This window comes from Sphingomonas sp. SAFR-052, from assembly GCF_051965015.1.
Classification (GTDB): Bacteria; Pseudomonadota; Alphaproteobacteria; order Sphingomonadales; family Sphingomonadaceae; genus Sphingomonas.
In genome coordinates, this window is the sequence record NZ_JBQCMO010000002.1 from 350,239 (window position 1) to 374,838 (window position 24,600).

The 24,600-nt window shown below is 67.8% G+C and carries 21 protein-coding genes; 5 read left to right on the forward strand and 16 right to left on the reverse strand.

Annotated features, from left to right (window positions below; genetic code table 11):
- Window positions 1-85 precede the first annotated feature (85 nt).
- Window positions 86-703 carry a YbhB/YbcL family Raf kinase inhibitor-like protein gene (locus ACTHQV_RS04725; protein ID WP_440488616.1) on the reverse strand — a complete coding sequence of 206 codons (618 nt, stop codon included), beginning with the start codon at window positions 701-703 and terminating at the stop codon, window positions 86-88.
- 172 nt (window positions 704-875) lie between these two features.
- Here ACTHQV_RS04725 and ACTHQV_RS04730 point away from each other — a divergent pair, with 172 nt between their 5' ends.
- Window positions 876-1,907, forward strand: coding sequence for a patatin-like phospholipase family protein (locus tag ACTHQV_RS04730; RefSeq protein ID WP_440488617.1), 1,032 nt, complete (start codon window positions 876-878; stop codon window positions 1,905-1,907).
- On the opposite strand, the gene ACTHQV_RS04735 is transcribed toward ACTHQV_RS04730, so the two are convergent.
- The 4 genes from ACTHQV_RS04735 to ACTHQV_RS04750 form a co-directional block, all read right to left on the reverse strand.
- Window positions 1,908-2,267 (reverse strand): Rieske (2Fe-2S) protein, encoded by a 360-nt coding sequence (locus ACTHQV_RS04735; protein WP_440488618.1) that lies wholly within the window; start codon window positions 2,265-2,267, stop codon window positions 1,908-1,910.
- Window positions 2,264-3,547, reverse strand: a complete 1,284-nt coding sequence (gene hmgA, locus ACTHQV_RS04740; RefSeq protein ID WP_440488619.1) for a homogentisate 1,2-dioxygenase — start codon at window positions 3,545-3,547, stop codon at window positions 2,264-2,266. Before hmgA ends, ACTHQV_RS04735 begins: the two co-directional genes overlap by 4 nt.
- A gap of 155 nt (window positions 3,548-3,702) precedes the next feature.
- Window positions 3,703-4,770, reverse strand: a complete 1,068-nt coding sequence (gene hppD, locus ACTHQV_RS04745) for a 4-hydroxyphenylpyruvate dioxygenase (protein ID WP_440488620.1) — start codon at window positions 4,768-4,770, stop codon at window positions 3,703-3,705.
- Window positions 4,771-4,792: 22 nt separating this feature from the next.
- The gene (locus ACTHQV_RS04750; RefSeq protein WP_440488621.1) at window positions 4,793-5,719 is read right to left on the reverse strand and encodes a LysR family transcriptional regulator; all 927 of its coding nucleotides are present in this window, start codon (window positions 5,717-5,719) and stop codon (window positions 4,793-4,795) included.
- A 97-nt stretch (window positions 5,720-5,816) separates the two neighbouring features.
- On the opposite strand from ACTHQV_RS04750, the gene ACTHQV_RS04755 reads away from it, so the two are divergent.
- Window positions 5,817-7,904: a malate synthase G gene (locus ACTHQV_RS04755; RefSeq protein ID WP_440488622.1), complete on the forward strand. Its 2,088-nt coding sequence runs from the start codon at window positions 5,817-5,819 to the stop codon at window positions 7,902-7,904.
- A 2-nt stretch (window positions 7,905-7,906) separates the two neighbouring features.
- Here the strand turns inward: ACTHQV_RS04755 and ACTHQV_RS04760 are convergent, their stop codons facing one another.
- The 5 genes from ACTHQV_RS04760 to ftsE form a co-directional block, all read right to left on the reverse strand.
- Entirely contained in the window at window positions 7,907-8,254 is a 348-nt protein-coding gene (locus tag ACTHQV_RS04760; protein WP_440488623.1) for a hypothetical protein, read from the reverse strand.
- A 74-nt stretch (window positions 8,255-8,328) separates the two neighbouring features.
- Window positions 8,329-9,045, reverse strand: a complete 717-nt coding sequence (locus ACTHQV_RS04765; protein ID WP_440488624.1) for a lysophospholipid acyltransferase family protein — start codon at window positions 9,043-9,045, stop codon at window positions 8,329-8,331.
- A complete protein-coding gene (locus ACTHQV_RS04770; RefSeq protein ID WP_440488625.1) occupies window positions 9,042-9,581 on the reverse strand; it encodes a YdcF family protein in 540 nt (179 codons plus the stop codon). The genes ACTHQV_RS04765 and ACTHQV_RS04770 overlap by 4 nt, the downstream gene beginning before the upstream one ends.
- Window positions 9,578-10,459 (reverse strand): cell division protein FtsX, encoded by an 882-nt coding sequence (locus ACTHQV_RS04775; RefSeq protein ID WP_440488626.1) that lies wholly within the window; start codon window positions 10,457-10,459, stop codon window positions 9,578-9,580. The genes ACTHQV_RS04770 and ACTHQV_RS04775 overlap by 4 nt, the downstream gene beginning before the upstream one ends.
- Entirely contained in the window at window positions 10,456-11,133 is a 678-nt protein-coding gene (gene ftsE, locus ACTHQV_RS04780; RefSeq protein WP_440488627.1) for a cell division ATP-binding protein FtsE, read from the reverse strand. Before ftsE ends, ACTHQV_RS04775 begins: the two co-directional genes overlap by 4 nt.
- Before the next feature lie 189 nt (window positions 11,134-11,322).
- Here ftsE and ACTHQV_RS04785 point away from each other — a divergent pair, with 189 nt between their 5' ends.
- From ACTHQV_RS04785 to ACTHQV_RS04795, 3 genes are all read left to right on the forward strand, one after another.
- A complete protein-coding gene (locus ACTHQV_RS04785; protein WP_440488628.1) occupies window positions 11,323-12,165 on the forward strand; it encodes a zinc-ribbon domain-containing protein in 843 nt (280 codons plus the stop codon).
- A 71-nt stretch (window positions 12,166-12,236) separates the two neighbouring features.
- Window positions 12,237-13,331, forward strand: a complete 1,095-nt coding sequence (gene hisC, locus ACTHQV_RS04790; RefSeq protein ID WP_440488629.1) for a histidinol-phosphate transaminase — start codon at window positions 12,237-12,239, stop codon at window positions 13,329-13,331.
- Window positions 13,331-14,239, forward strand: a complete 909-nt coding sequence (locus ACTHQV_RS04795; RefSeq protein WP_440488630.1) for a prephenate/arogenate dehydrogenase family protein — start codon at window positions 13,331-13,333, stop codon at window positions 14,237-14,239. The genes hisC and ACTHQV_RS04795 overlap by 1 nt, the downstream gene beginning before the upstream one ends.
- 126 nt (window positions 14,240-14,365) lie before the next feature.
- Here ACTHQV_RS04795 and ACTHQV_RS04800 read toward each other — a convergent pair whose 3' ends face one another.
- The 6 genes from ACTHQV_RS04800 to ptsP form a co-directional block, all read right to left on the reverse strand.
- Entirely contained in the window at window positions 14,366-16,294 is a 1,929-nt protein-coding gene (locus ACTHQV_RS04800) for a CocE/NonD family hydrolase (protein ID WP_440488631.1), read from the reverse strand.
- 166 nt (window positions 16,295-16,460) lie between these two features.
- On the reverse strand, window positions 16,461-18,425 hold the full coding sequence (gene ftsH, locus ACTHQV_RS04805) for an ATP-dependent zinc metalloprotease FtsH (protein ID WP_440488632.1): 1,965 nt from the start codon (window positions 18,423-18,425) through the stop codon (window positions 16,461-16,463).
- A 69-nt stretch (window positions 18,426-18,494) separates the two neighbouring features.
- Entirely contained in the window at window positions 18,495-19,709 is a 1,215-nt protein-coding gene (gene tilS, locus ACTHQV_RS04810) for a tRNA lysidine(34) synthetase TilS (RefSeq protein WP_440488633.1), read from the reverse strand.
- A 405-nt stretch (window positions 19,710-20,114) separates the two neighbouring features.
- Window positions 20,115-21,080 (reverse strand): hypothetical protein, encoded by a 966-nt coding sequence (locus ACTHQV_RS04815; protein ID WP_440488634.1) that lies wholly within the window; start codon window positions 21,078-21,080, stop codon window positions 20,115-20,117.
- 59 nt (window positions 21,081-21,139) lie between these two features.
- Entirely contained in the window at window positions 21,140-21,955 is an 816-nt protein-coding gene (locus ACTHQV_RS04820) for a helix-turn-helix domain-containing protein (RefSeq protein WP_440488635.1), read from the reverse strand.
- A gap of 253 nt (window positions 21,956-22,208) precedes the next feature.
- Complete coding sequence (ptsP, locus tag ACTHQV_RS04825; RefSeq protein WP_440488636.1) at window positions 22,209-24,482, reverse strand: phosphoenolpyruvate--protein phosphotransferase; 2,274 nt, start codon at window positions 24,480-24,482, stop codon at window positions 22,209-22,211.
- Window positions 24,483-24,600 lie beyond the last annotated feature (118 nt).

The window sequence follows — 24,600 nt, forward strand, 5'->3', positions numbered from 1 at the left end:
GGTGGCCGCTTGCGGGCCGTTTGTGGAGGCCCCCCCTCCACCACCGCTTCGCGGCGGTCCCCCTCCCCGCGGAGCGGGGAGGATTTCAGACCGGCGCCGCTTCCCCCACCGGCCCGATACCCGCCGGTTCGCCGCGCGAATAGACGCCGGTGAGCAGGCCTGCCGCCAGAACGCGGCCGGCCATGGCGTCGACCACCGCGCCGCGGCCGGGATTGGGATCGAGATGCGGGGCGTCCTTCAGCGCGAAGAGCTGGAAGGCGTAGCGGTGCTCGCCATGCCCGGTGGGAGGATCGGGCGGCAGCCAGCCTTCGCGCAGATAGCTGTTGCGGCCGACATCGCCATGGACGGCATCGCCGTCACCATCGGGGCGGATCGCGCCTTCGGCAACCTGTCCGTCGCCCGGTGCGATATCCCATAGGATCGCATGGACCAGGGGCTGGGTCGAGGGCGCATCGGGGTCCTCGACGATCAGCGCCAGCGAGGTCGCCTCTGCGGGCACGCCGCGCCAGTGGAGCGGGGGCGAGACCCCTTCGCCATCGGCGGTGAAGCGTTCGGGCAGGCGCTGTCCGTCGGCAAAGGCGAGGCTGGCGAGGTCGAGGCTGGCGAAGCTGCCCAGCGCCGGATCGACGATCGTCAGCTTCGATGCGCCCGCCCGGACATTGTGCAGCAGGGCGCCGAGCCATCCCGGAACATGTTCGAGCATGATAGTCCTTTCGTCGCGGTATACCGCCCGATAACCGGCGAAACCGCCATTGGGGTCCTTCGGCGCGTATCATTGCATGGCAGGACGGGACGATCGCAGCGCGGCCCGCCCGTCGACCGGATACGATCCGTGCTTGCTGCGTTGCAACATACGGACTGAACCGGAGACCGTCATGACCGCAACCGACCGACCCCGTCTCGCGCTGGCGCTGCAAGGCGGTGGCGCGCATGGCGCCTATGGCTGGGGGGTGCTCGACCGGCTGCTCGAGGAGGATCTGGCGATCGTCGCGGTCAGCGGCGCGTCGGCTGGGGCGCTGAACGGCGCGGCGCTGGTCAGCGGCATGGCGATCGACGGGCGGCAGGGGGCCAAGGACGCGCTGGCGCGGCTATGGGAATGCGTGTCGCGCAACTCACCGTTGCAGGCGTTCGATACCGAATTGTGGATGATGCCGGGGTTCGAGCCGCTGCTGCGTCGATCGCTGGAATTCGGCAAGCTTATCAGCCGCTATATCGCGCCGCTGTCGCCGGGCCTTCGCGACATGCGGGCACTCCGAAGGGTGGTGAGCGAGAGCCTCGACCTCACCGCGCTGACCGCACGTCATGCCATTCCGCTGTCGATCGCGGCGACCCGGGTCGCGACCGGTGCGGCGCGGCTGTTCGACAATGACGAGATCACGCTCGATGCGCTGATGGCGTCGGCGTGCCTGCCCGAACTGTTCGGGCCGGTCATGATCGATGGCGAACCCCATTGGGATGGCGGATTTTCGGCCAATCCGGCGCTCGAACCGCTGATCTTCGGCGGGCATGGCCAGACCGACATGCTGATCGTGCAGATCACGCCGTTCGCGACCGCCGATACGCCCGACACGCTGGTCGAGGTGATGGCGCGGATGAGCGATATCGGGTTCAATGCCTGCCTGCTCCGTGACCTGAAGGCACTGACCGAGGTGCAGGCGATCGCCCGGCGCGCGCCGCCGATCGACGACAAGTTCACCGCTCTGGCGCAGACCAACCTGCACCTGATGGAGGCGGCGCCGACGCTGTCCGAGCGCGGCCCGACCGGCAAGAGCGACACGCGCCGGTCGCAGCTGGAGCAGTTGCGCGAACTGGGACGGGCGACGGCCGATGCTTGGTTGGCCGAACATGGTGCGCGGCTGGGGCAGGGATCGACGCTGACCGAATTGCCCGAAGCAGTAGCGGCGTAATCAGGCGGTGACGATCGCGCCGTTGTCGATCGTCACCGGCCAGGGGGTGAGCGACTGGCCGGGACAGGGGCCGCCAAGGCAGCGGCCATCGTCGATCGCGAACAGCGCGGCGTGCCAGCTGCAGGTGATCGCGCTGCCATTGGGGGTCAGATAGGCGTCGAGCGTCTGGGCGAGCGGCAGGCCCATATGCGGACAGCGATCGACATAGCCGACCACCGTATCGCCGCGCCGCACGACGAAGCCGTGGAACCGCCCGGCGCGCAGTTGCAGGACATAGTTGCGCGCGGTGCCGTCGGCGATGTCGGTCAGCGGGCCGAGGGTGACTCCCGCCGGGGTCGCGAAGACGCGGGTATCGCTCATCCGGGCAGGCGTGCCTTGGCAAAGCCGGTCCAGACCGCGTCGTAATCGAGCTGCATCGTCGGTGAGCCCATCGCCCAGGCGCTCGGTTTCACGACGTGGCGGGTTTCGAACATGAACGCCATGGTATCGGCGATCCTGTGCGGTTTCAGGTCGGCGGCGACGGCCTTGTCATAGCTTGCCTGGTCGGGGCCGTGGCCGTTCATCTGGTTGTGCAGCGATGCGCCGCCGGGGGCGAAGCCGCCCTCCTTCGCATCATAGGCGCCGGTGATGAGGCCCATGAACTCGCTCATGACGTTGCGGTGGAACCAGGGCGGGCGGAACGTGTCCTCGGCGACCATCCAGCGCGGCGGGAAGATCACGAAGTCGCAATTGGCGGTGCCGGGCGTGTCGCTGGGGCTGGTCAGCACGGTGAAGATCGACGGATCGGGATGGTCGAAGCTGACGGTGTTGATCGCGTTGAAGCGGGTCAGGTCGTAGCGGCAGGGCGCGAGATTGCCGTGCCATGCGACCACGTCGAACGGGCTGTGGTCGAGCGTGGTGGTCCACAAGCCGCCCTGGAATTTCTGGATGACTTCGCAAGGGGCATCGCTGTCCTCGAACCAGGCGCATGGTGTCTCGAAATCGCGGGGATTGGCGAGGCCGTTGGCGCCGATCGGGCCGAGATCGGGTAGGCGGAACAGGCTGCCGTAATTCTCGCAGACATAGCCGCGCGCCGCTCCGTCGGGCAGTTTTACGCGGAAGCGGACGCCGCGCGGGATCAGCGCGATCTGGAGCGGGGCGAGGTCGATGCGGCCGAGTTCGGTGTCAATCGCGAGGCGGCCCTGCTGCGGCACGATCAGCAATTCGCCATCCGCCGAGAAGAAGGCGCGCTCCATGTCCTTGGTCGCCGCATAGAGGTGGATGCCGACGCCGCTCTGCGCAGCGACGTCGCCGGTCGCGCCATAGGTGACGAGGCCGTCTACCCAGTCGGTTGGTTCGGTGGGGAGCGGCAACGGGTCCCAGCGCAGGCGGTTGGGGCTGGGCGGCGGGCCGGCTAGGGGTGCGGTTTCGAGGGTCTTCGCGCCGGCATAGGGGATGAATGCCCCGTGGTTGGCGGTGGGGCGCAGGCGATAGAGCCACGAGCGGCGGTTCTCGGCGCGCGGCGCGGTGAAGGCGGTGCCGGAGAGTTGTTCGGCATAGAGGCCGAAGGGCACGTGCTGCGGGCTGTTGCGGCCGATCGGCAGGGCGCCGGCGACGGCTTCGGTGGCGATGTGGTTGGCGAAACCGGAGTGGTAGGTCATGGTCACCTTATCCTTCCTTCCCGCGGGCGGGGAGGATTTGCAGCGTTGGCCGCCCGCCGGGCCGTCAGTCGCGGCGAAGCCGCGCCTTGTGCCACGGCTCCGTCGCGCTGGCCGGGCGGGGCCGGGTGCCTTCGCACCCGCATCCGGTCGATGCCTCAGGCATCGACCGTGATGACGCCCCGCCGGATCTGATCCAGCTCGATGCTTTCGTACAGCGCCTGGAAATTGCCGTTGCCGAAGCCTTCATTGCCCTTGCGCTGGATGATTTCGAAGAAGATCGGCCCGAACATCGGTTCGGTGAAGATTTGCAGCAACAGTCCCTCCTCGCCGACATTGCCGTCGATCAGGATGCGGTTGCGCTTGAGGCGTTCGAGGTCCTCGCCATGGCCGGGCACGCGCTTGTCGACCAGTTCGTAATAGGTCTCGATCGTGTCCTGCAGCTTCACGCCACGCGCGCGCAGTTTCTCGACAGTTTCGAAGATATCTTCGGTGGTGAAGGCGAGGTGCTGGATGCCTTCGCCGTTATAGTCGCGGATGAATTCCTCGATCTGGCTCTTATCGTCCTGGCTTTCGTTCAGCGGGATGCGGATCGCCTTGTCCGGGGCGATCATCGCCTGGCTGAACAGGCCGGTAGCTTTGCCCTTGATATCGAAATATTTCTGCTCTTCGAAGCCGAAGATCTGGTTGTAGAAGGTCGACCAGGTCCGCATCTGCCCGCGCTTCACATTGTGGGTCAGGTGGTCGAGCAGGTCGAGGCCGACATTGTTCTCAGCTTCGGCTTCGGCGGCACCGGGTATGGCGTCCCAATCGTCGTAGAGCGATCCGGCCGCGCCGTGGCGGTCGACCAGATACAGCATCGATCCGCCGATCCCCTCCAACGCATAGCCTTCGCCCAGCACCCCGCGCGACGGGTCGGCGGGCTTCGCACCACGGGTGACCGCCGCTTCGAACGCCGCCTTTGCATCGGCGACGCGGAACGCCATGCCCGAAGCGGACGGTCCGTGCTGCGCAGCAAAGTCCGCAGCATGGCCATCGGGAATGCGGTTCAGCAACAGGTTGATGCGCCCCTGCTTGTAGCGCACGACGTCGCGGCTGCGATGCTTCGAGGCGGCGACGAAGCCGAATTGTTCGAGCTGCGCGGCCATGCGGTCGAGATCGGGGGCTGTGAATTCGCAGAATTCGAATCCGTCGAGACCCATCGGGTTGACGTCCATGTGCTCCATGGGGGCATCCTCCTAATTCGTATCAATTGATACGAACCTGATCCGAACCGTTGGACGTGTCAAGCGTCTCCCATGGCGGCGGCGACAGCCGGGCGGCGAGAAAGTCGACGAAGGCGGTGACCGCCGGGCGCGGCTGGGCGCCGTGCAGCGCATGAATGGCGAGGTCGCGGGCACCCTCCCAGCCGGGCAGGACGCGGACCAGCCGGCCATCGGCCAGCGCCGTGCCGACATCCCAGAGCGAGCGCAGCGCGATGCCGACCCCGGCCAGCGCCAGTTCGCGGACGATCTCGCTCGAATCGGTGCGGACGTGCGAGCTGCCCTCGACCAGCGCGCGCTTGCCGGGGCGCAGCAGCGTCCATGGCAATTGCCCGTCGGCGGCGAGCAGCCGGTGGTCGGCGAGTGTCGCGGGGCTGGCCGGTATGCCGTGTTCCGCGAGATAGGCGGGGCTGGCGCAGACGATGCGCCGGTTACCGGCCAGCCGCCGCGCGACATAGCCGGCGGGGGGATCGGCGGTGATGCGGATCGCGCAATCGATCCGCTGCGCGGCCAAGTCGACATAGGAGTCTGACAGCGTAAGTTCGAGCGCGATCGCCGGATAGGCACGCAGGAAGTCGCCGAGATGCGGCGCGATATGCAGCCGCGCGAACGAGGTCGGGGCGGCAATGCGCAACGGTCCGGCGGGGGTCGCGGCGGCGCCGGTGACGCGCGCCTCCGCTGCCGTCAGCGCGCCGAGGATCTGCGTCAGTTCGGCATGGAGTTGCGCGCCGACCAGCGTCGGGTGCAGCCGCCGCGTGGTCCGCTCGATCAGCCGCACGCCGAGCCGTGCCTCCAGCCGCGCCAGCCGTTTCGACACCATCGCCGGCGACAGGCCGTGCGTCCGCGCGGTCGCGGCGATGCTGCCGCGCTCGAGGATCGCGACAAACAGCGCATGGTCGGGATCGAACGACATTCGTTCCTCCAGCGAATGACTATGCTGCGATTATGATCGCTACCGATGCGAAAGGCGAGGTGGTAATCAGGGGCGGGAAACGAGGAAGGATGCCGTGATGCCGCAAGCCTATGTCGATCGCGCCGGATTGTCGGTCGCCGCCGAACTGGCCGCGTTCGTCGAGGAGCGGGCGCTGCCCGGCACCGGCATTCCGGCCGATTCCTTCTGGGAAGGGACCGCCGCGATCCTTGCCCGTTTCGCGCCAGAGAACCGAGCGCTGCTCGAGCGGCGCGATGCGTTGCAGGCGCAGCTCGATGCATGGTTCGTCGAGCGCGCGGGCCAGGCGATCGACCCGGCCGAACAGGCAGCATTCCTGCGATCGATCGGCTATCTGGTCGACGAACCCGCGCCGTTCACCGTCGATCCGACCGGCGTCGATCCGGAGATCGCGACGCTGGCCGGGCCGCAACTGGTCGTGCCGATCCTGAATGCGCGGTTCCTGCTCAACGCCGCCAATGCGCGCTGGGGCAGCCTGTACGATGCGCTGTACGGGACCGATGCGATCCCCGGCACGCCGGCATCCGGCGGCTATGATGCGACGCGTGGCAGGGCGGTGATCGAGCGGGCGAAGGCGTTCCTCGACGACGCGGTGCCGCTGGCCGACGGCAGCTGGCGCGAGTGGACCGGGGAGACGCCGCAACTGGCCGATCCGGACCAACTGGTCGGGCGAGCGGGCGACCATCTGCTGCTGCGCCACCACGGACTGCATATCGAACTGGTTATCGATCGCGACCATCCGATCGGGCGCACCGACCCGGCGGGGTTGGCCGATATCCTGATCGAATCGGCGCTGACCACGATCTGCGACCTCGAAGATTCGGTCGCGGCGGTCGATGCCGAGGACAAGGTCGCCGCCTATGCCAATTGGCTGGGGCTGATGCAGGGCGATCTGTCGGCCAGCTTTGCGAAGGGTGGACGGACGGTCACCCGTACCCTCGCCCCCGATCGCCGCTATACCGCGGTCGATGGCGGGGAACTGGTGCTGCCGGGGCGATCGCTGTTGTTCGTGCGCAATGTCGGGCATCTGATGACGACGCCCGCGCTGCTGCTGGCCGATGGCGGCGAGGCACCCGAGGGCATCATCGATGCGATCATCACCAGCTTGATCGCGCTCCACGACCTGAACGGTCCACGCGCTAACAGCAGGGCGGGGTCGATCTATATCGTCAAGCCCAAGCAGCATGGGCCGGACGAGGTCGCCTTTACCGACCGGCTGTTCGACGCGGTCGAGGACCTGCTCGCCCTGCCGCGCCATACGATCAAGGTCGGGGTGATGGACGAGGAACGGCGCACCTCCGCCAACCTGGCCGCATGCATCCATGCCGTCCGCCACCGGATCGTGTTCATCAATACCGGGTTCCTCGACCGCACCGGCGACGAACTGCACAGCGCGATGCATGCCGGGCCGATGATCCCGAAGGGCGAGATGAAGGGAGCGGCGTGGATCGCCGCCTATGAGGATCGCAACGTCCAGATCGGTCTTGCCTGCGGCTTGGGCGGACGGGCGCAGATCGGCAAGGGCATGTGGGCCGCGCCCGACCGGATGGCGGACATGGTGGCACAGAAGGTCGCGCATCCGATGAGCGGAGCGAGCACCGCATGGGTGCCGTCGCCGACCGCCGCCACGCTGCACGCGCTGCATTATCATGCAGTCGATGTTGCGCAGCGACAGGCGGTCCGGGCGAGCGAACCGGTCGCGCCGCTGACGCAGTTGCTGACCCTGCCGCTGGCGACGGGACGCAATTGGGACGCGGACGAGGTCGCGCGCGAACTCGACAATAATGCGCAAGGCATCCTCGGCTATGTTGTGCGCTGGATCGATCAGGGGATCGGTTGTTCGAAGGTGCCCGATATCCATGACGTCGGGTTGATGGAGGACCGCGCGACGCTGCGCATCTCGTCGCAGCATATCGCCAACTGGCTGCTGCATGGGGTTTGCACGGCAGCGGACGTCGATGCGGCGTTCGATCGGATGGCGGTGAAGGTCGGTACGCAGAATGCCGACGATCCGGCGTACCGGCCGCTGGTGGGCGGTGTGGCGCTGGCGGCGGCACGGGCGCTGGTGTTCGAGGGATTGGAGCAGCCCAACGGGTATACCGAGCCGTTGTTGCATGCGTATCGGAAGGTGGCGAAGGCGCGGGGATAACATTATCGCTCGCGACGGATGGTGCTCTGCTCCCATTGTACGCGCTCAGCTGACCAGCTTCCGTCTGCCAGATTGAGGCGCATCGACCGATCGAACTCGTCGAAGGTAACGCGCTCGGGCGAAATTGTCAGACATCCTTGGCGGCGGACGTTTTCGGCATACCGATGTAATGCCTGGTGGAATGCCCACATTGCCAATTGCAGCAGCTCGCCGTCTCCTTCGGCGGCTTTCTCATTCCGCTCATACAGTACATAGAGGGCGCTAGGGTCGTCGAGCTCGATACGCGCAGGCCAGAAAGACCGTGCCCGTTCAAATAAAGCGAATTGATCTAAAGGCTTTACTTCGTTCAAGGAACTCACCGCATGCGGCTTGCAGGAAACCGGTACAATCAACGTCGTATCGACCTGGTGGATAGATGCATAGCTTAGTTTGATCTGCTTCCAATCGCCCCCGCCGCCGGTTCCAGCGCATTGATCGCGGCATGGACCCGCGCCTCGATCTCCTCGCGCGGCAGGCCGGGCGGGATCGGGTCGAGCAGGCGGATCGTGATGACCCCCGGCCGGCTCGGCCCCTTGCGCGGCATGCAGTGGCCGCTGTCTAGCGCGACCGGGATTACGGGCAGGTTCAGCGCCTTGTACAGTCCGGCAAAGCCTGAACGCAGCGGGGGAGTTTCGCCGACGGGGACGCGCGTACCTTCGGGAAAGATCAGGACCGAGCGGTTTTCCTTCCGCGCGACGGCGGCCTCCTTCAGCATCTGGCGCAGTGCCTTGGACGAGGCATCGCGGTCGACGCCGATCGCGCCATAGGCACGGGCGGTGCGGCCCCAGAAGGGCATGTCGATCAGCTCGCGCTTCATGACGATCAGCGGGCCATCGATCAGTTCGGCCATTTCGAGCGTCTCGAACATCGCCTGGTGCTTGACCGCGAACAGATAGGTGCCGGGCGGGCGCACTCCCTCCACCCGCACGCGCACACCTAAAATCCAGCGGGCGAGGAAGCGGTGGACGCGGATCCAGACATGGGCATGGGCGTGCATCGCATCGCGGCTGACCGCGGCGGAGATCGGCGCGCTCAGCACGATGGGCACCGACGCGCCATAGAACAGGATGCGGAACAGGAGGGTGCGGGCCCATGCGATCACAGGTCGATCCCCAGCCGCATCACGATGCCCCGCACCACATATTTATTGTATTCGCCGAACAGCAGCGCGAAGCCCGGATGGCCGGTCACCGGATCGCGCACGATCTCGACCGAATTGCCCAGCGCATGGCGCAGCTCCATGGTCGCCCGCGCCATATGCCAGTTCGAGGTCACCAGCCGGATCGAGCGATAGCGGTTGCGCCGGACCCATTCGGCGGTCTCGTCGGCGTTGGAGCGGGTGTCGACCGCCTCCTTGCCGAGATCGACGCAGCAGCGGAACAGCGCGCGCGGCGCTCCGATCGCGGCGGCCAGCTCGCGCGGGCGGACATCGGGATCGACCCCGGTGATGAGCATGCGCCGCGCCTGTCCCGCCGCCAGCACTGCGAGCCCGCGATCGATCCGGCCCGGGCCCCCGGTCGGCACGACGACGCCGTCGGTGCGCGGTAGCTGGTCGGTCGGCTGCGGCAGGGTAACGGCGAACAATGCGAAGCCGAGCGCGTAGAGCAGCAACAGGACTGAAAGGATGCGCCCCATCACAACACCCGCGCCAGCCGCCGCAGCACCGCGATCCGCGCCGCGAACATCGCGAGGAGGGTGAAGGCGACCGGGAGCAGTGCGATCGCCAGCCAGTCGAGCGGTCGCAGCGCGACGCCGTCGACCAGCTGCGAATCGAGCGTCGCCATCCGCTGTCCGAGCAGCACCACCAGCAGGCCGCCGGCCAGCGCGCCGATCAGCCCGCCGGTCAGCGTGTCCTGCCCGATGCGCCGCTGGAACAGGCGGGCGATCTGAAGATCGGTCGAACCCAGCATGTGCAGGATGTCGATGGTTCCGCGGTGCGTATCAAGCCCCGCGCGCGCCACCAGCAGCACGACCGCCGCCGTGGCGCTGGCCATCACCAGCACCAGCCCAAGCGCGGTCCAGCCGAGCGCGGCGACGAAAGCTCGGACCGGGGCGAGCCACGTCGCATGGCGATCGACGCGAATGCCGTTGCCGGCGGCTTTCGCCAGCGCCTCGACCCGGGCGACCGTCGCGTCGTCGCCGCTGCGCAGGTCGATATCGACCATCGCCGGCATCGGCAGGTCGGCGTCGAGCCCGGCCTCGCCAAGCCATGGTTCGAGCAGTTCGGCAAGGCGGGCACGGTCGACCTCGTTCGCGCGGGCGACGTCGGCGGAGGCGCGCAGCCGACCGAGCAGTGCGGCAGTCACCACGTCGCGGCGGGTGGCGTCGCCCTCGATCACCTGTACCGTCAGCCGCGCCGCCAACTGCCGGTCGAGCGCGCGCCCTGCGCCCTGGGTCGACAGGCCGAGCGCGGCGCTCAGGGTCGTCAGGAAGATCATGATCGCCATGATCCATACCATCGCCCGCCGCCCCTGCCGATCGTCGAGCAGCGGCTGCACCGCCGCGCGCCCGATCATGCCGCCCCCATGGGGGCGAGCCGGCCACCCTCCAGCTCCATCACCAGCGCATCGGGCACGCGGTGGAGCAGGTGATGGTCGTGGGTCGCCATGACGACGGTGGTGCCGAGCCGGTTGAGCGAGGCGAAGAGTTTGAGCAGCCGTTCGGCCATGATCGGGTCGACGTTGCCGGTCGGTTCGTCCGCGACGAGGATTTCGGGACGGGTGATGACCGCGCGGGCGATGGCAACGCGCTGCTGCTCGCCGCCCGACAGCGTCGGTGGGCGGGCATCGGCGCGGTCGGTCAGCCCGACCCATGCCAGCATCTCCGCGACCGGCCCGGCCAGTTCGTCCTCGGGCATACCGGCGACGCGCAGCGGCAACGCGATATTGTCCCGCGCGGACAGATGCGGGACCAACCGGAAGTCCTGAAACACCACCCCGATCCGCCGCCGGAACCCGGGCAGGCGTTCGCGCGGCGACAACACCATATCCTCCCCGAACAGGCGGATCACGCCCCGGCTGGGCCGCTGGGCCAGATAGAGCAGGCGCAGCAGCGAGGTCTTGCCCGCGCCCGAGGCGCCGAGCAGGAAATGGAAGGTTCCTTCGCTGAGCGTGAAGCTGAGGTCGCTCAGCGTTTCCGGCCCGTGACCATAGCGAAGGCCGACATTCTCGAACTGAACGATACTGGCCACGTGCGCCCTTGGATTCCGCCGGTCGGCCCTGCCAATCGCACATGGGGGCGTTTGTCTCAAGCCGGGCAACATCGCGCCTTGCCCGGATGGCGTCTGCACCGTAGATTCAGGGTTCGATTTCAAGTCGCGCCCGGTTCGCCCCGCATCAGTGGTGGCGCGGCGCGGCCCATGCAGGGGGCTGGGGACGCGATGATCCTCGAATGTACGCAATGCCATATGCGCTATCTGGTCGCCGATTCGGCGATCGGACCGGCGGGGCGCACCGTCCGTTGCGCGGGATGCCGGCATAGCTGGTTCCAGCCGCCGGCGATGGTCGATCTGGGGCATGGCACGCGCGAGACGCCGCCGCCCGCCGAACCGGTGCGCGTGCCGCAGCCGGTGGTCCCCGATGCCGCGCCCGACATGGCCCGCGCCGCGCCGGTCGGCGACTATGCGCCCGCCGTCGCCCCGGCCTTTGCCGAATCGGCCTATGCCGCCGACGTGCCGCGTCCGCTGCGCGCGCGTACCGCCGAGCCGTCGCGCCGCTATGTCGATCCCGATGCCGAACGCGCCGAACGGGGCGAGACGGTCAGCGCCTTTGCCCATCAGCCGCCCTTCGTCCCGCGGCGCAACCCCGCGCGCCGGCGCACGGCGATGGCGGTCGCCGCCGGCGTCGCGATGCTCGCCGCGACCGGCGCGATCCTCTATACCGGCACGCCGGGCATCGCCGAACAGCTCGGCCTGCCGATCGCGTCGAATGCCGACAATGCGCTGAAATTCGCGATCAACACCCCCGAACGGCGGCTGTTGTCGAGCGGCAACGAATTGTTCGCGGTTTCGGGCAAGATCATCAACGAGACCGGCAGCCGCCAGCGCATCCCCGACATTCGCGCGGTGCTGAAGGACGATCAGGACCGCAGCGTCTATAGCTGGACGATCAAGCCGCAGACGCGGGTGATCGGGCCGAGCGGCGCGCTGAGCTTCAACAGCGCCGCGCTCGACGTGCCGGCCAATGCCAAGGAACTCGAACTGAGTTTCGCATCGGGGCTGTAAGTGTCGCAACGACCGCTGATCACGGGGCTACGCCTTGCGTTCGGCGGCGGCATTTGCCACTGCGCGGACCCATGAACGCGCCCGCTCCCAAGCCCTGGATCCTCGATATCGCCCCCTATGTCCCCGGCCGGTCGAAGACCGATGACGGGCGACAGGTGGCGAAGCTGTCGTCGAACGAGAATCCGCTCGGCACCTCGCCGCATGCCCGCGCCGCCTTCGCGACGGCGGACCGTAGTCTCGAACGCTATCCCGATGCCGGGGCTGCCGATCTGCGCGCGGCGATCGGGCAGGCGCATGGGCTGGACCCGGCGCGGATCATCTATGGCACCGGGTCGGACGAGGTGCTGCATCTGGCCGCCGGAGCCTATGCGGGACAGGGCGATGAGGTGATCTTCGTCCGCTACGGCTTTGCGGTCTATGAGATCGCGGCGCGGCGGGTCGGGGCGACGCCGGTCGTCGCGCCGGACAAGGACCATGCGACCGATGTCGACGCGATCCTCGGCTGCGTAACCGATCGGACGCGGGTGGTGTTCGTCGCCAATCCCAACAACCCGACCGGCACCTATGCGCCGCGTGTCGAAATCGCGCGGCTGCATGCCGGGCTTCCGTCGCATGTGCTGCTGGTGCTCGATCAGGCCTATGCCGAATATCTCGATCCGGCCGAGGACGATCACGGTCTTGAACTCGCCAAGACTCAACCCAACGTGCTGGTCACGCGGACCTTTTCGAAGATCCACGGGCTTGCCGCCGAACGGATCGGCTGGGGCTATGGATCGGCGGAAGCGATCGACGCGATGCACCGCATCCGCGCGCCGTTCAACGTCACCACCGCCGGACAGCAGGCGGCGATCGCTGCGATCCGCGACAAGGGCTTCGTCGAGGCGAGCCGCGAACATAACCGCCAGTGGCGGACCTGGTTCGAGGGCGAGATCGCGGCGATGGGCAATGCGGGCTTACGCGCCGTACCGTCCAAGGCCAATTTCGTGCTGGTGCTGTTCGAAGGGCCGGTCAGCGCGGGTGACGCGTATCAGGCGTTGATGGACAAGGGCTATATCGTGCGCTGGCTGCCCGGGCAGGGGCTGGCCAACGGCCTGCGCATCTCGATCGGGACCGAGGCGGAGGTGCGTGGTATCGCCGCCGCGCTGCGCGAGATCGTGGGCGGCTGATGCTGCCCTTTTCCCGCGTCGCCATCATCGGGCTGGGGCTGATCGGATCGTCGATCGCGCGCGCGGTGCGTGCCGAAATGCCGACGGTGCGGCTGACCGGGCATGATGCCTCGGCGGAGGCGCGCGAACAGGTGCGGGCGCTGGGGCTGGTCGACGATTGTACCGACCATGCTGGGGCGGCGGTGATCGATGCCGATCTGGTCATCCTGTGCGTGCCGGTGGGGGCGATCGGCGCGGTCGCGGCCGAGATCGCCGACGATCTGCCGGCCGGCGTGATCGTCAGCGATGTCGGGTCGAGCAAGGCGGGGATCGCCGCGGCGCTGGCCGAAGCGTTGCCGGGGGTGACGGTCGTGCCGGCGCATCCGGTCGCGGGGACCGAGCGCAGTGGACCCGAGGCGGGCTTTGCGACGCTGTTCAAGGGGCGGTGGTGCATCCTGACGCCGGCGGCCGATGCCGATCCGACCGCGGTCGAGCGGGTCGCCGAGTTCTGGCGCCGGCTGGGCGCCGATATCGACACGATGGACGCGCAGCATCACGACTTGGTGCTGGCGGTGACCAGCCATTTGCCGCACCTGATTGCCTATACCATCGTCGGGACCGCATCCGACCTCGAGGCGGTGACGCAGAGCGAGGTCATCAAATATTCGGCCGGCGGGTTTCGCGACTTCACCCGCATCGCCGCGTCGGACCCGACGATGTGGCGTGACGTGTTCCTGGCCAACAAGGACGCGGTGCTGTCGATGTTGCAGCGATTTTCCGAGGACCTGTTCGCGCTGCAACGCGCGATCCGCTGGGGCGATGGCGACGAATTGTTCGACCTGTTTACCCGCACGCGCGCGATCCGGCGGTCGATCGTCGAGCAGGGGCAGGACGATGCCCGCGAGGATTTCGGGCGGAACCACGGGTAAGTTTCCTTACCTTCCCCCCTCCCACGAACGTCACCCCAGCGAAGGCTGGGGTTTCCCGGTTGGTTGGCGGGTCGCTTCATCACGGGAAGACCCCAGCCTGCGCTGGGGTGACGCTTTTGGCTGGTGCTACTTTGCCTCGACCACCGGCAGCCACACCGCGCTCGGGTTGGCACCACCGCGTTCGATCGTCACCGTCGCCTTCTTGTAGGCATCCGTGGGCGCGGTGAAGATGTTCGGGACATAGGTTTGCGGGTTGCGGTCGTAAAGCGGGAACAGCGACGACTGGACCTGCACCATGATCCGGTGGCCCGGCTGGAACACATGGTTCACGGTCGGCAGGCGGAAACGGTAGCGCTGCGTCTTGTTCGCCGGAATGGCCGAGGGCTTGGCGAAGTCGCCCCGATAGCGGCCGCGGAAGATGTCGAGGCTGATGGGCAACTGATAGCCGCCCATCGAAGGCTGACCGGGCACGACGTCGGGATAGACGTCGATGACCTTCACCACGAAATCGCCGTCGGTGCCGGTCGTCTTCGCAAAGATGTCGGCGATCGGCGCGCCGGCCACCTTGATTGGCTGCGTCAGCACCGGGGTCTGGTAGGTCATGACGTCGGAGCGGCCGTCGGCATGGCGCTGGTCGCTGACCAGCCACGCCTTCCACCGGCCGTCGTCGAAATTGACCGGGCGCGAGAGGTGCGGGACCGGCTTGGCGGGGTCGGAAACGTAGGAGTCGCCACCGGCCTTGGCAGCGGTGAAGCCGAGATCGCCGTCGGCGCCGAGATAGATGGGTTTGAGCGGCGCAGCGCAGCCCTTCTCGCATGCGAGCGGCCAGTTCGGCAGTTCGTCCCAGTGGTTTTCGCCGGTATTGTAGATCAGCGCCTGGGGCGGGGTGAAGGCGGGGCGGCCATCGCGCAGATACTGGTCGAAGAACGGGAACAGGTAATTCTCGCGCCATTGCAGCGCGGTATCGCCGTTGAACTTCAGGTCGCCGAGCGTCGAGCCGTCATAGTTCGCGCCGCTGTGCCGCCAGGGGCCCATTACGAGGAAATTGTTGCCGCCCTTGCCCTTCGCCTTCAGCGCCTCCCACGCGGTGATCGCACCGTACATGTCCTCCTGATCCCACAGGCCCTGTTCCCACATGGTGGGGACGTTGGAGGGGTTGGCGGCCAGCAGCTTGTCGAGCGCCTGTCCCTGCCAATAGGCGTCATAGGCAGGGTGCGCGACGAAGCGTTGCCAGAAGGGCAGCTGGTCGTAGCCCGACGCCTTCGCCCAGGCATTGGCCGAACCGACGTTCCGGAACTGGTCGTAATCGTCGTAGGTGGTGGACGGCGGCGCGGCACCGGCGCCCTTATAGCCAGTCTGGCTGCCGATCCAGCCGATATTGGCGAGGCGGAACGCGCCGTAATGGAACCAGTCGTCGCCCATCCAGCCGTCGATCATCGGGCTTTCCGGTGCGGCGACCTTGAGCGCGGGATGCGGGTTGAGCAGCGCCATGACGACGGTGAAGCCCTCGTATGACGATCCCAACATCCCTACGCGGCCGTTGCTTTCGGGCAGGTTCGCCTTGTTCACCAGCCAGTCGATCGTGTCATACGCGTCGGTGACATGGTCGACATTGGTCGGGTTCAGGGGGCCGCGCACCGGGCGGGTGACGACATACTCCCCCTCCGACCCGTATTTGCCGCGAATGTCCTGGAATACCCGGATATAGCCGGCGCGGGTGAAGACCTCGTCGCCCTGCGGCAGGGTTGCGACATAGCTGGTGCTGTCGGCACGCGCGACACGGCCGGAGGCGTTGTAGGGGGTGCGGGTCAGCAGGATCGGGGCGTTGACCGCGCCTTTGGGGATCATGATCACCGTGTGCAGCTTCACCCCGTCGCGCATCGGGATCATCACTTCGCGCTTCACATAGTCGTATTTGTCGGTCGGCGGCACGAACTTGGCGGGAATGTCGCCCTTGGGCGGCCAGATATCGGGGCCGGGAGCGGCGGTCTGCGCGGCGAGCGAGGTGGCGCCGAGCGCGAGGGTGCAGGCGAGAAGCAGCGGGCGGAAACGCATCGATACGGGCTCCGGGAGATGATGTTTCATCGTCCGGCGGTGCGAGCATGAAGTCAATACGGACTGTTTCGAAGGTTATGAAGTTGCCACGCAGTCAGCATCAAACAGCAGCGGCGCCGACCCTGTTACAGGGCGACGCCGCGGCATAAGTTGACACTCGAAGGGTTCAGGCGCCCTGCGGGGTCGGCGATCCGAAGGGGCCGCGGGGGCGGCGGGTCTTGGGGATCGAGGTGCCGCCGGCCGCCAGCGGGGCGGTGGGCGTTCCTTCGTCGCGGCCGATATCCTCGCCCGCGATCAGGCGCTTGATCTCGTCGCCCGACAGGGTTTCGTATTCGAGCAAGGCCCCTGCCAGCAGGTGGAGCTGATCGACATGATCGGTCAGCAGCTTGCGGGCGCGGTCCAGACCACCTTCGACGATGCGCTTGATCTCGCTGTCGATCAGTTCGGCAGTCTTGTTGGACATCCGCGCGGGCGCCGAGGACGAGTAGCCGAGGAAGCTTTCGCCCTGCGGTTCGGCATATTCGACCGGGCCAACCGCGTCGGACATGCCCCAGCGGGTGACCATGTCGCGGGCGAGACTGGTCGCCTGCTGAATGTCGCCCGAGGCACCCGACGACACCTTGTCATAGCCGAAGATGATTTCCTCGGCGATGCGACCGCCCATGGCGACCGACAGGTTCGCGTACATCTTGTCGCGGTGATAGCTGTACGAGTCGCGTTCGGGCAAACGCATGACCATGCCCAGCGCACGGCCGCGCGGGATGATCGTCGCCTTGTGGATCGGGTCCGATGCCGGTTCGTGGAGCGAGACGATGGCGTGGCCGGCCTCGTGATAGGCGGTCATGCGCTTTTCATCGTCGGTCATGACCATCGAGCGCCGTTCGGCACCCATCATGACCTTGTCCTTCGCTTCCTCGAATTCCGAGTTGGCGACCAGTCGCTTGCCCTTGCGCGCCGCCATCAGCGCCGCTTCGTTGACGAGGTTGGCGAGATCGGCACCCGAGAAGCCGGGCGTACCACGGGCGATGACGCGCGGATCGACGTCGGGGGCCAGCGGCACCTTCTTCATATGGACCTGCAGGATCTTGATCCGGCCCTCGATATCGGGGCGCGGGACCACGACCTGGCGATCGAAGCGGCCCGGACGCAGCAGCGCAGGGTCGAGCACGTCGGGACGGTTGGTCGCCGCGACGATGATGATGCCTTCGTTCGCCTCGAACCCGTCCATTTCGACCAGCAGCTGGTTCAGCGTTTGCTCGCGCTCGTCATTGCCGTTGCCGAGACCAGCACCACGATGACGACCGACCGCGTCGATTTCGTCGATGAAGACGATGCACGGCGCCGACTTCTTCGCCTGTTCGAACATGTCGCGGACGCGGCTGGCGCCGACGCCGACGAACATTTCGACGAAGTCCGAACCCGAAATGGTGAAGAAGGGCACGCCCGCCTCACCCGCGATCGCGCGGGCGAGCAGCGTCTTGCCGGTACCGGGTGAACCGACTAGCAGCGCGCCCTTCGGAATCTTGCCGCCGAGGCGGGCGAACTTGGTCGGATCCTTGAGGAAGTCGACGATCTCGGTCAGCTCGGCGCGTGCCTCGTCGATGCCGGCGACATCGTCGAAGGTGACCTTGCCTTCCTTCTGCGTCAGCATCCGCGCGCGCGACTTGCCGAAGCCCATCGCGCCGCCGCCGCCGCCGCCCTTCTGCATCTGGCGCAGGACGAAGAAGGCGATGCCGAGGAACAGCAGGAAGGGCAGCGACTGGTACAGCATGACCAGCCAGATGTTCGGCCCTTCGTCGGGACGCGCGTTCATGACGACGTTCTTCGCGCGCAGCCGTTCGATCAGGTTCGGATCGTTCAGCGCATTGGTGCGGAACTTGTCGTCATTGGTATAGGTGCCGGTGATGGTGTTGGTCGCGATGTTGACGTCGCGGACCGACCCTTCGTCGACCTTGTTCAGGAAGGTCGAATAGGGGATCACCTGACCCTGGTTCTGCGTCGACGGGCCGTTGAACAGCTGGACGAAGATCGCCAGCGATACGAGGATGCCGACCCAGATCAACAGGCTCTTCATCCACGGATTGCTGCCGCCGTTGTTGTCGGGGCCGTTCTGCTTGTCGTTGTCGTTCATGCGGACGTGCTACCTCTCAGTAACCACAAGATAGGCTAGTGAAGGTTAATGACAATGGAACAACGTCGATCAGGGTGATCGACGCGGCGGAGCGGGCGAAAACCGCCAGATTTCGCCTTTCGGCATTACCAGGACCCCGGCCTGGGTTGCCGATTTTCCGGAGTCGAGCGCGTCGAGCAGCGATTCGATGTTGGCGGCGTCGGACCAGCGGCCTTCGGTGAGGCGGTGAGTCGCACGGGTCTCGGCGATCGCACGGCGGGCGAGGCGGCGGCGCAATTCTCGGGGCAGGTCGGTGACGTCGATGCGGATTTCGGGACCGTTCGATGTGTGGCGGGTGCGCCAGAGCCAATCGACGGTTTCGGTCAGCGCGGCGTCGACTTCGCGGCAATGGGCGGCGGCGGCGGCGAGCGCGAGCGGGTCGAGCCGGCCGGTGGCGAGCAGGGCGCGGGCATGGGTGCGGTCGTGGCGTGGGTCGGCGTTCGACGGGTCGTCGACGAAGGGCAGGTCGGCGGCGAGGGTGCGCAGTTCGGCGCGGCGCCAGTTCAGGAGCGGGCGGATGATGGGGAGGCGTCGCACCGTGCCATCCGAGTGTCCCCGCGGAGGCGGGGACCCAGGGGCGCCTGTCTCGACCGTTGCGTCCTGCCGCTCTGGACCCCCGCCTGCGCGGGGGTACGGTTTGTCTGCTTCGTTGATTGCGTCACCCCGGCGCGGGCTGGGGTCTTCCGCGGGAATGGCGTGGTGGTCGGCCGCCAGAGACCCCAGCCTGCGCTGGGGTGACGTTGGCGGTGGCGTGGTGTGCCACCGGGCGGGGTCGAACAGCCAGCGCGGGCGGATGCCGGCGAGACCGGCGGGGCCGGAGCCGCGAGCGGCGCGCATCAGGAAGGTTTCGGCCTGGTCGTCGGTATGGTGCGCGGTGGCGAGGGCGACGGCGTTCGCGGCGAGCGCCCAGTCGGCGAGGAGCGTGTAGCGGAGGTGGCGGGCCTGTGCCTGGATGCTGGCGCCGGCGGGTGGTTTATCGGGCGACAGGACGGTGTGGGGGATGCGGTTGGCGTGGCACCAGCCGGCGACCATGGCGGCTTCGTCAGCCGAGGCGGCGCGCAGACGGTGGTCGACGGTGGCGGCAAGGATCGCGGCCGGGAAGGCGCTGGCGGCGAGGGCGAGCATTGCCATCGAGTCCGGGCCGCCGGAGACGGCGAGCGCGAGCGGGGTGGCGGGGGTCGGTGTGGCGGCGAGCGCGTGGAGGTCGGCGGTGAAGCGGGTGACGGTTTCGGGGGGTAGGGTCATTGGGGGCGTGGGGGCGTCTGGTTGGACGCAATCGCGCCGTGCTTCCGATCCGTTTTACGGCCGCTCCCCGTTCGCTTCGAGCGCAGGTTCGAGCTTGTCGAGAACCGTAGTCGAGAAGGGGGTGCCGCCAGCAACCGGGTTCTCGACGGACGCTTCTCGACTTCGCTCGAAGCTGCTCGAACCGAACGGTGGGTGTGGGGGGAGGTCATCGCGGCAACAACGAGGCGCCTAATCTGGTCGCATCCCCTGCGCGCAAACGTACGCCGTTCGTCCTGCGAAGCGGTCGAGCCTGTCGAAACGGCGTATCGAAGGACCGCCGCCGGTGCTTCGATACGGGCCTTCGACAAGCTCAGTCCCTACTCAGCACGAACGGTTGGGGAGGCGTGGTCTCGCGCCGCCCCGGCCTCACGCGCACTTGTTCGCGATCCGCCCCTTGGCGATATCGGCCTTCATCGTCGCCGAGATCTTGTCGCCATAGACGTCGGTCAGTTCGCCATAGACGTCGCAGGCTTCCTTGGTCTTCTTCAGACGGGTCAGCGCGTCGGCGAGGTAGAACAGGCTGTCCGGCGCACGCTCTCCGTCCGGTAAGTTTTTGTAATTGTCGTAAAATTCTCGGCTGGCGAGGCTGGGTTTGCCGTCGTCGAGATAGGAGCGGCCGATCAGGTTCTGCGCGAAGCTGGCGCGGCGGTGCTTGGGATATTGCTGCACGACCGGGCGGAGCGCGGCGATCGCTTCGGGGTAGAGCTTCGCGTTCCACAGCCGATAGCCATAGGTATAGCCGTCCTCGGCCACGTCGCCGGTCGACGGCTTTTCGATCGCGTTGACGCGCGCGGCGCGGGCCGGGTCGGCGACGGGCGTCGCGGCGGGGGCGCCGAGCGTGCCGCCGCCATTGCCGGGACCGCGCGTCGCAGGGGCAGGGGCCGGCGTATCGGTGCTGGTGTCGCCCGCTGCCGCGACCGCGCCGGGGGTGGCGGGGGGCAGCGCGCCGGCCTCGACCGTCTTCAGGCGCGCGTCGGTGGCGGTCCGATAGGCGGCGAACGCCTCTTCGAGCTGGCGCTGCTTGTACTGGACCTGTTCGAGCTGGCCGGTCAGCGACTGCTGCTGCGATTCGAGCGCATCGACGCGCGCAGTCAGCGTGGCGAGCGGGCCGCTCGACGGGGTGCCGGGGATTTCGGTCGGCTGGGTGGGCGCGGTGATCTGCGGTTCGACCTGATTGGGGGCGCCGCCGGGAAAGACCTTGCGCTGCACGGCGCGCATCTCGCGCTCCAGCTTGTTGACGCGGCCGTCGAGCGCGCCCTGATCCTGGGCGGCGGCGGGCAGGGCGAGGAGCAGGCCGAGCGCGGCGAGCGGCAGGCCGAGGAGAGGTCGCATGGAAAGGCCCTTCGAGGCGGACAAAATTGGACTGTGGCGCATCGGGCCTGTCGCCACGCTTAACCCGCCGGGCTGGGGGTCGGGGTGGGCGTGGCGCGGGCGCGCAGCGCGTCGGCACTGATCCCGGCGGTGATCGCGCGTTCGGCGGTGCCGAGCGGCGGCACGTTCGACCCGTTGAGCGTGACGGTCAACAGGTCGGGGCGGCCGGTGCGGATCTGCGGGTTCTTTGCGGTTTCGGGCACGTCGTAGCGCTCGTTCGCCGCCATCTCCTTGTTCACCAGCGTGCCGGTATCGTCGAAGATCCGGACCCAGACCGGGCCGGTGGCGGTGAGCGTCACCTGTCCGCCGCTGGCCGGTGCCGCGACCGGCACGCTGGCGCCGCCGGGTGCCGCGGTCGGAGTGGGGGCGGGCAGCATGCCGAGATCGCCGGCGACGGTCGCGGCCGGGGCGGCCGGTTCGTCCTGGCGGAACAACGAGGTGCCGAAGAACACGCCGACCACCAGCAGCACGACGATCGCGATCGCGGCGGCGGCGGCGACCAGCCCGCCCGAGGGACCGCGGCGCGCGTCGATCGGCTCGAGGTCCTGCAGCGGTTCGGGGCGCTGGTAGTTGGCGGCGAGTTCGGCGCGGAGCGCGCGGGCGACCTCGGTCTCGTCGACGCCGACCGCGCGGGCATAGGCGCGGCCGAAGCCCATCGCATAGGTGGTCGAGGGTAGCGCCTGGAACTTGCTGTCCTCGACCGCTTCGAGGTGGCGGAGCGGGATGCGGGTGCGCTGCGCGATGTCGGACAGGGTCAGGCCCTGCGCCTCGCGTGCGGAGCGCAGCATCATGCCCGCCGTCCGTGGCGTGCCCGTGGTGCCGTCGCCGTCCATCATCACTGTCCTTCTTACCCGCTTGCTTCCCGCCCCCGGTCGCGGGAGGGTTTCGGCCAGCGGGCTGCGCCTGTCAACGCCGGAGCGGGGAGGTGGCGGGGTTTTGGGGTGGGACTTGCCGATCCTCCCCCGCCTGCGGGGAGGGGGGCCAGCGCAGCTGGGGGAGTGGGTGGCGGCATGCGGTGCGGTTGCGTTGCGGGGCGATCCCCCTCCACCATGCTGCGCATGGTCCCCCTCCCCGCCGGCGGGGAGGAGTTTAGGTGACCTCTACGCCGTTGGTTTTGGCCCATTCTTCGAGCGCGGGGCGGAGGGTTCTGGCCGGGGTGGCGAGCAGGCGGTCGATTTCGGTCATTGCCGCCTGGCGGTCGAGCGAGCGGATCATCGCTTTCACCGGGCCGACCGCGGCCGGGGTGATCGACAAGCGGTCGATGCCGAGTGCGATCAGCGCCATCGCTTCCAACGGCCGCCCGCCCATTTCGCCGCAGACGGCGACGGGCTTGCCTGCTTCGTGCGCGGCGCGGGTGACGCGGCGCAGGAAGCGGAGGATGGCGGGGCTGAGCCAGTCGTAGCGCATGGCGAGGCGCGGGTCGGCGCGGTCGGCGGCGAACAGGAATTGTGTCAGGTCATTGGTGCCGATCGACAGGAAGTCGAGGCTGGGCCACAGGAAATCGAGGACGTCGGCGAGCGCCGGCACCTCCAGCATCGCGCCGTAGCGGATGTCGTTGGGGAGCGATTTGCCGCGACCGCGCAGCCATTCGCGCTGCGCCTCGAAAATGCCGCGCGCTTCGTCGAATTCCCAGGGTTCGCTGACCATCGGGAACATGACGTTCAAGGTGCGGCCCGAGGCGGCCTCGATCAGGGCGCGGGCCTGGGCCTTCATCAGCCCTTCGCGGCCGAGCGCGAGGCGCAGCGCGCGCCAGCCCATGGCCGGGTTCTCCTCGTCATGCCCCTCGGCATGGTCGAGATAGGGCAACGCCTTGTCGCCGCCGATATCGACGGTGCGGAACACGACCGGGCGGTCGCCGGCGACGTCGAGCACGTCGCGATAGAGGCGCTGCTGGCGCTCGCGCTGCGGCAGGGTGGCCGACACGAGGAACTGGAATTCGGTGCGGAACAGGCCGATGCCGTCGGCACCGGTCAGGTCGAGCGCGGCGACGTCGTCGCGCAAGCCCGCATTGACCATCATCGTGACGCGGTGGCCGTCCTTCGTGACCGGCGGCTCGCCCTTCATCGCGGCGAAGGCGGCGCGGCGCTTTTGCGTCAGCGCCAGCTTGGCCTCGAACGCCTCCTCCATCGCCGAGGTCGGGCGGATGACCAGCAGGTCCTCGACCGAATTGAGCAGCAGGCGATCCCCTTCCGCGATCAGGCGGCGGACGTCGCGGACGCGGCCGAGCACCGGCACCCCCATCGCGCGCGCGACGATGACGACGTGCGCGGTCAGCGACCCTTCCTCAAGCACCACCCCTTTCAGCCGGCGGCGGTCATATTCGAGCAGTTCGGCAGGACCCAGGTTGCGGGCGATCAGGATCGTGTCCTGCCGCAAGCCCATTTGCGCGGCGGTGCCGAGCTGTCCCGACACGATGCGCAGCAGGCGGTTGGAGAGGTCCTCCAGATCGTGCATCCGGTCGGCGAGCAGCGGATCCTTGATCTCGCGCATCCGCATCCGGGTGCGTTGCTGCACACGCTCGATCGCGGCTTCGGCGGTCAGGCCGCTGTCGATCGCCTCGTTGATGCGCCGCGCCCAGCCCTCGTCATAGGCGAACATCTTGTAGGTCGCGAGCACCTCGTCATGTTCGCCGCCGACGCCGAATTCGGCCTGGTTCGACATGCGTTCGATCTGGTCGCGCATCTTGTCGAACGCGGCATAGACGCGGTGGCGCTCCGCCTCGACATCCTCGGCCACGGTATGTTCGATGACGATGCGCGGCTGGTGAAAGACGGCGACGCCCGCCGCCATGCCCTCGACCAGCTTGAAGCCCGGCACGCGTACCGCGCCGGTCGCCTGCGGCCGGGTGGAGGTGGCGCCGGTCGCGTCGATCAGGTCGGCATTGGCGATGAGTTCGGACAGCACCATCGCGACGGTCTGCAACGCTTCGATCTCGACATCGGCATAGCGGCGCGGATCGGCATGCTGCACCGCCAGCACGCCGACCGCGCGTTCGCGGCGGATGATCGGCACGCCGGCAAAGCTGTGATAGATTTCCTCGCCCGTTTCGGGGCGATAGGCGAAGTCGGGATGGGTCGCGGCCTCGGCGAGGTTCAAGGTTTCGACATTGGCGACGATGGTGCCGACCAGCCCCTCGCCCGGGGCCAATTTGGTGACGTGCACCGCCTCCTGCGCCAGCCCCACGGTGGCGAAGAGTTCGAGCAGCCCTTCGCGCAGCAGATAGATCGAGCAGACCTCGCTATCCAGCGCCTCGGCGATGATGCGGACGACCGAGTTGAGCTTCGCCTGCGCCGGACTTCGCGACGCCATCACGTCGTGAAGGTTCGTCAGGATTTCGCGGGCGGAAGCGGAGGCCGAGGGCATGGGGAGAAGGGCTAACACGGGAAGGAGGGGGCGTCACGACGCTTTAGGTCGGGGGTGGGGGATTCAGGTGTGCCCATGGGTTCGTCATTCCCGCGAAGGCGGGAATCCATAAACGCTG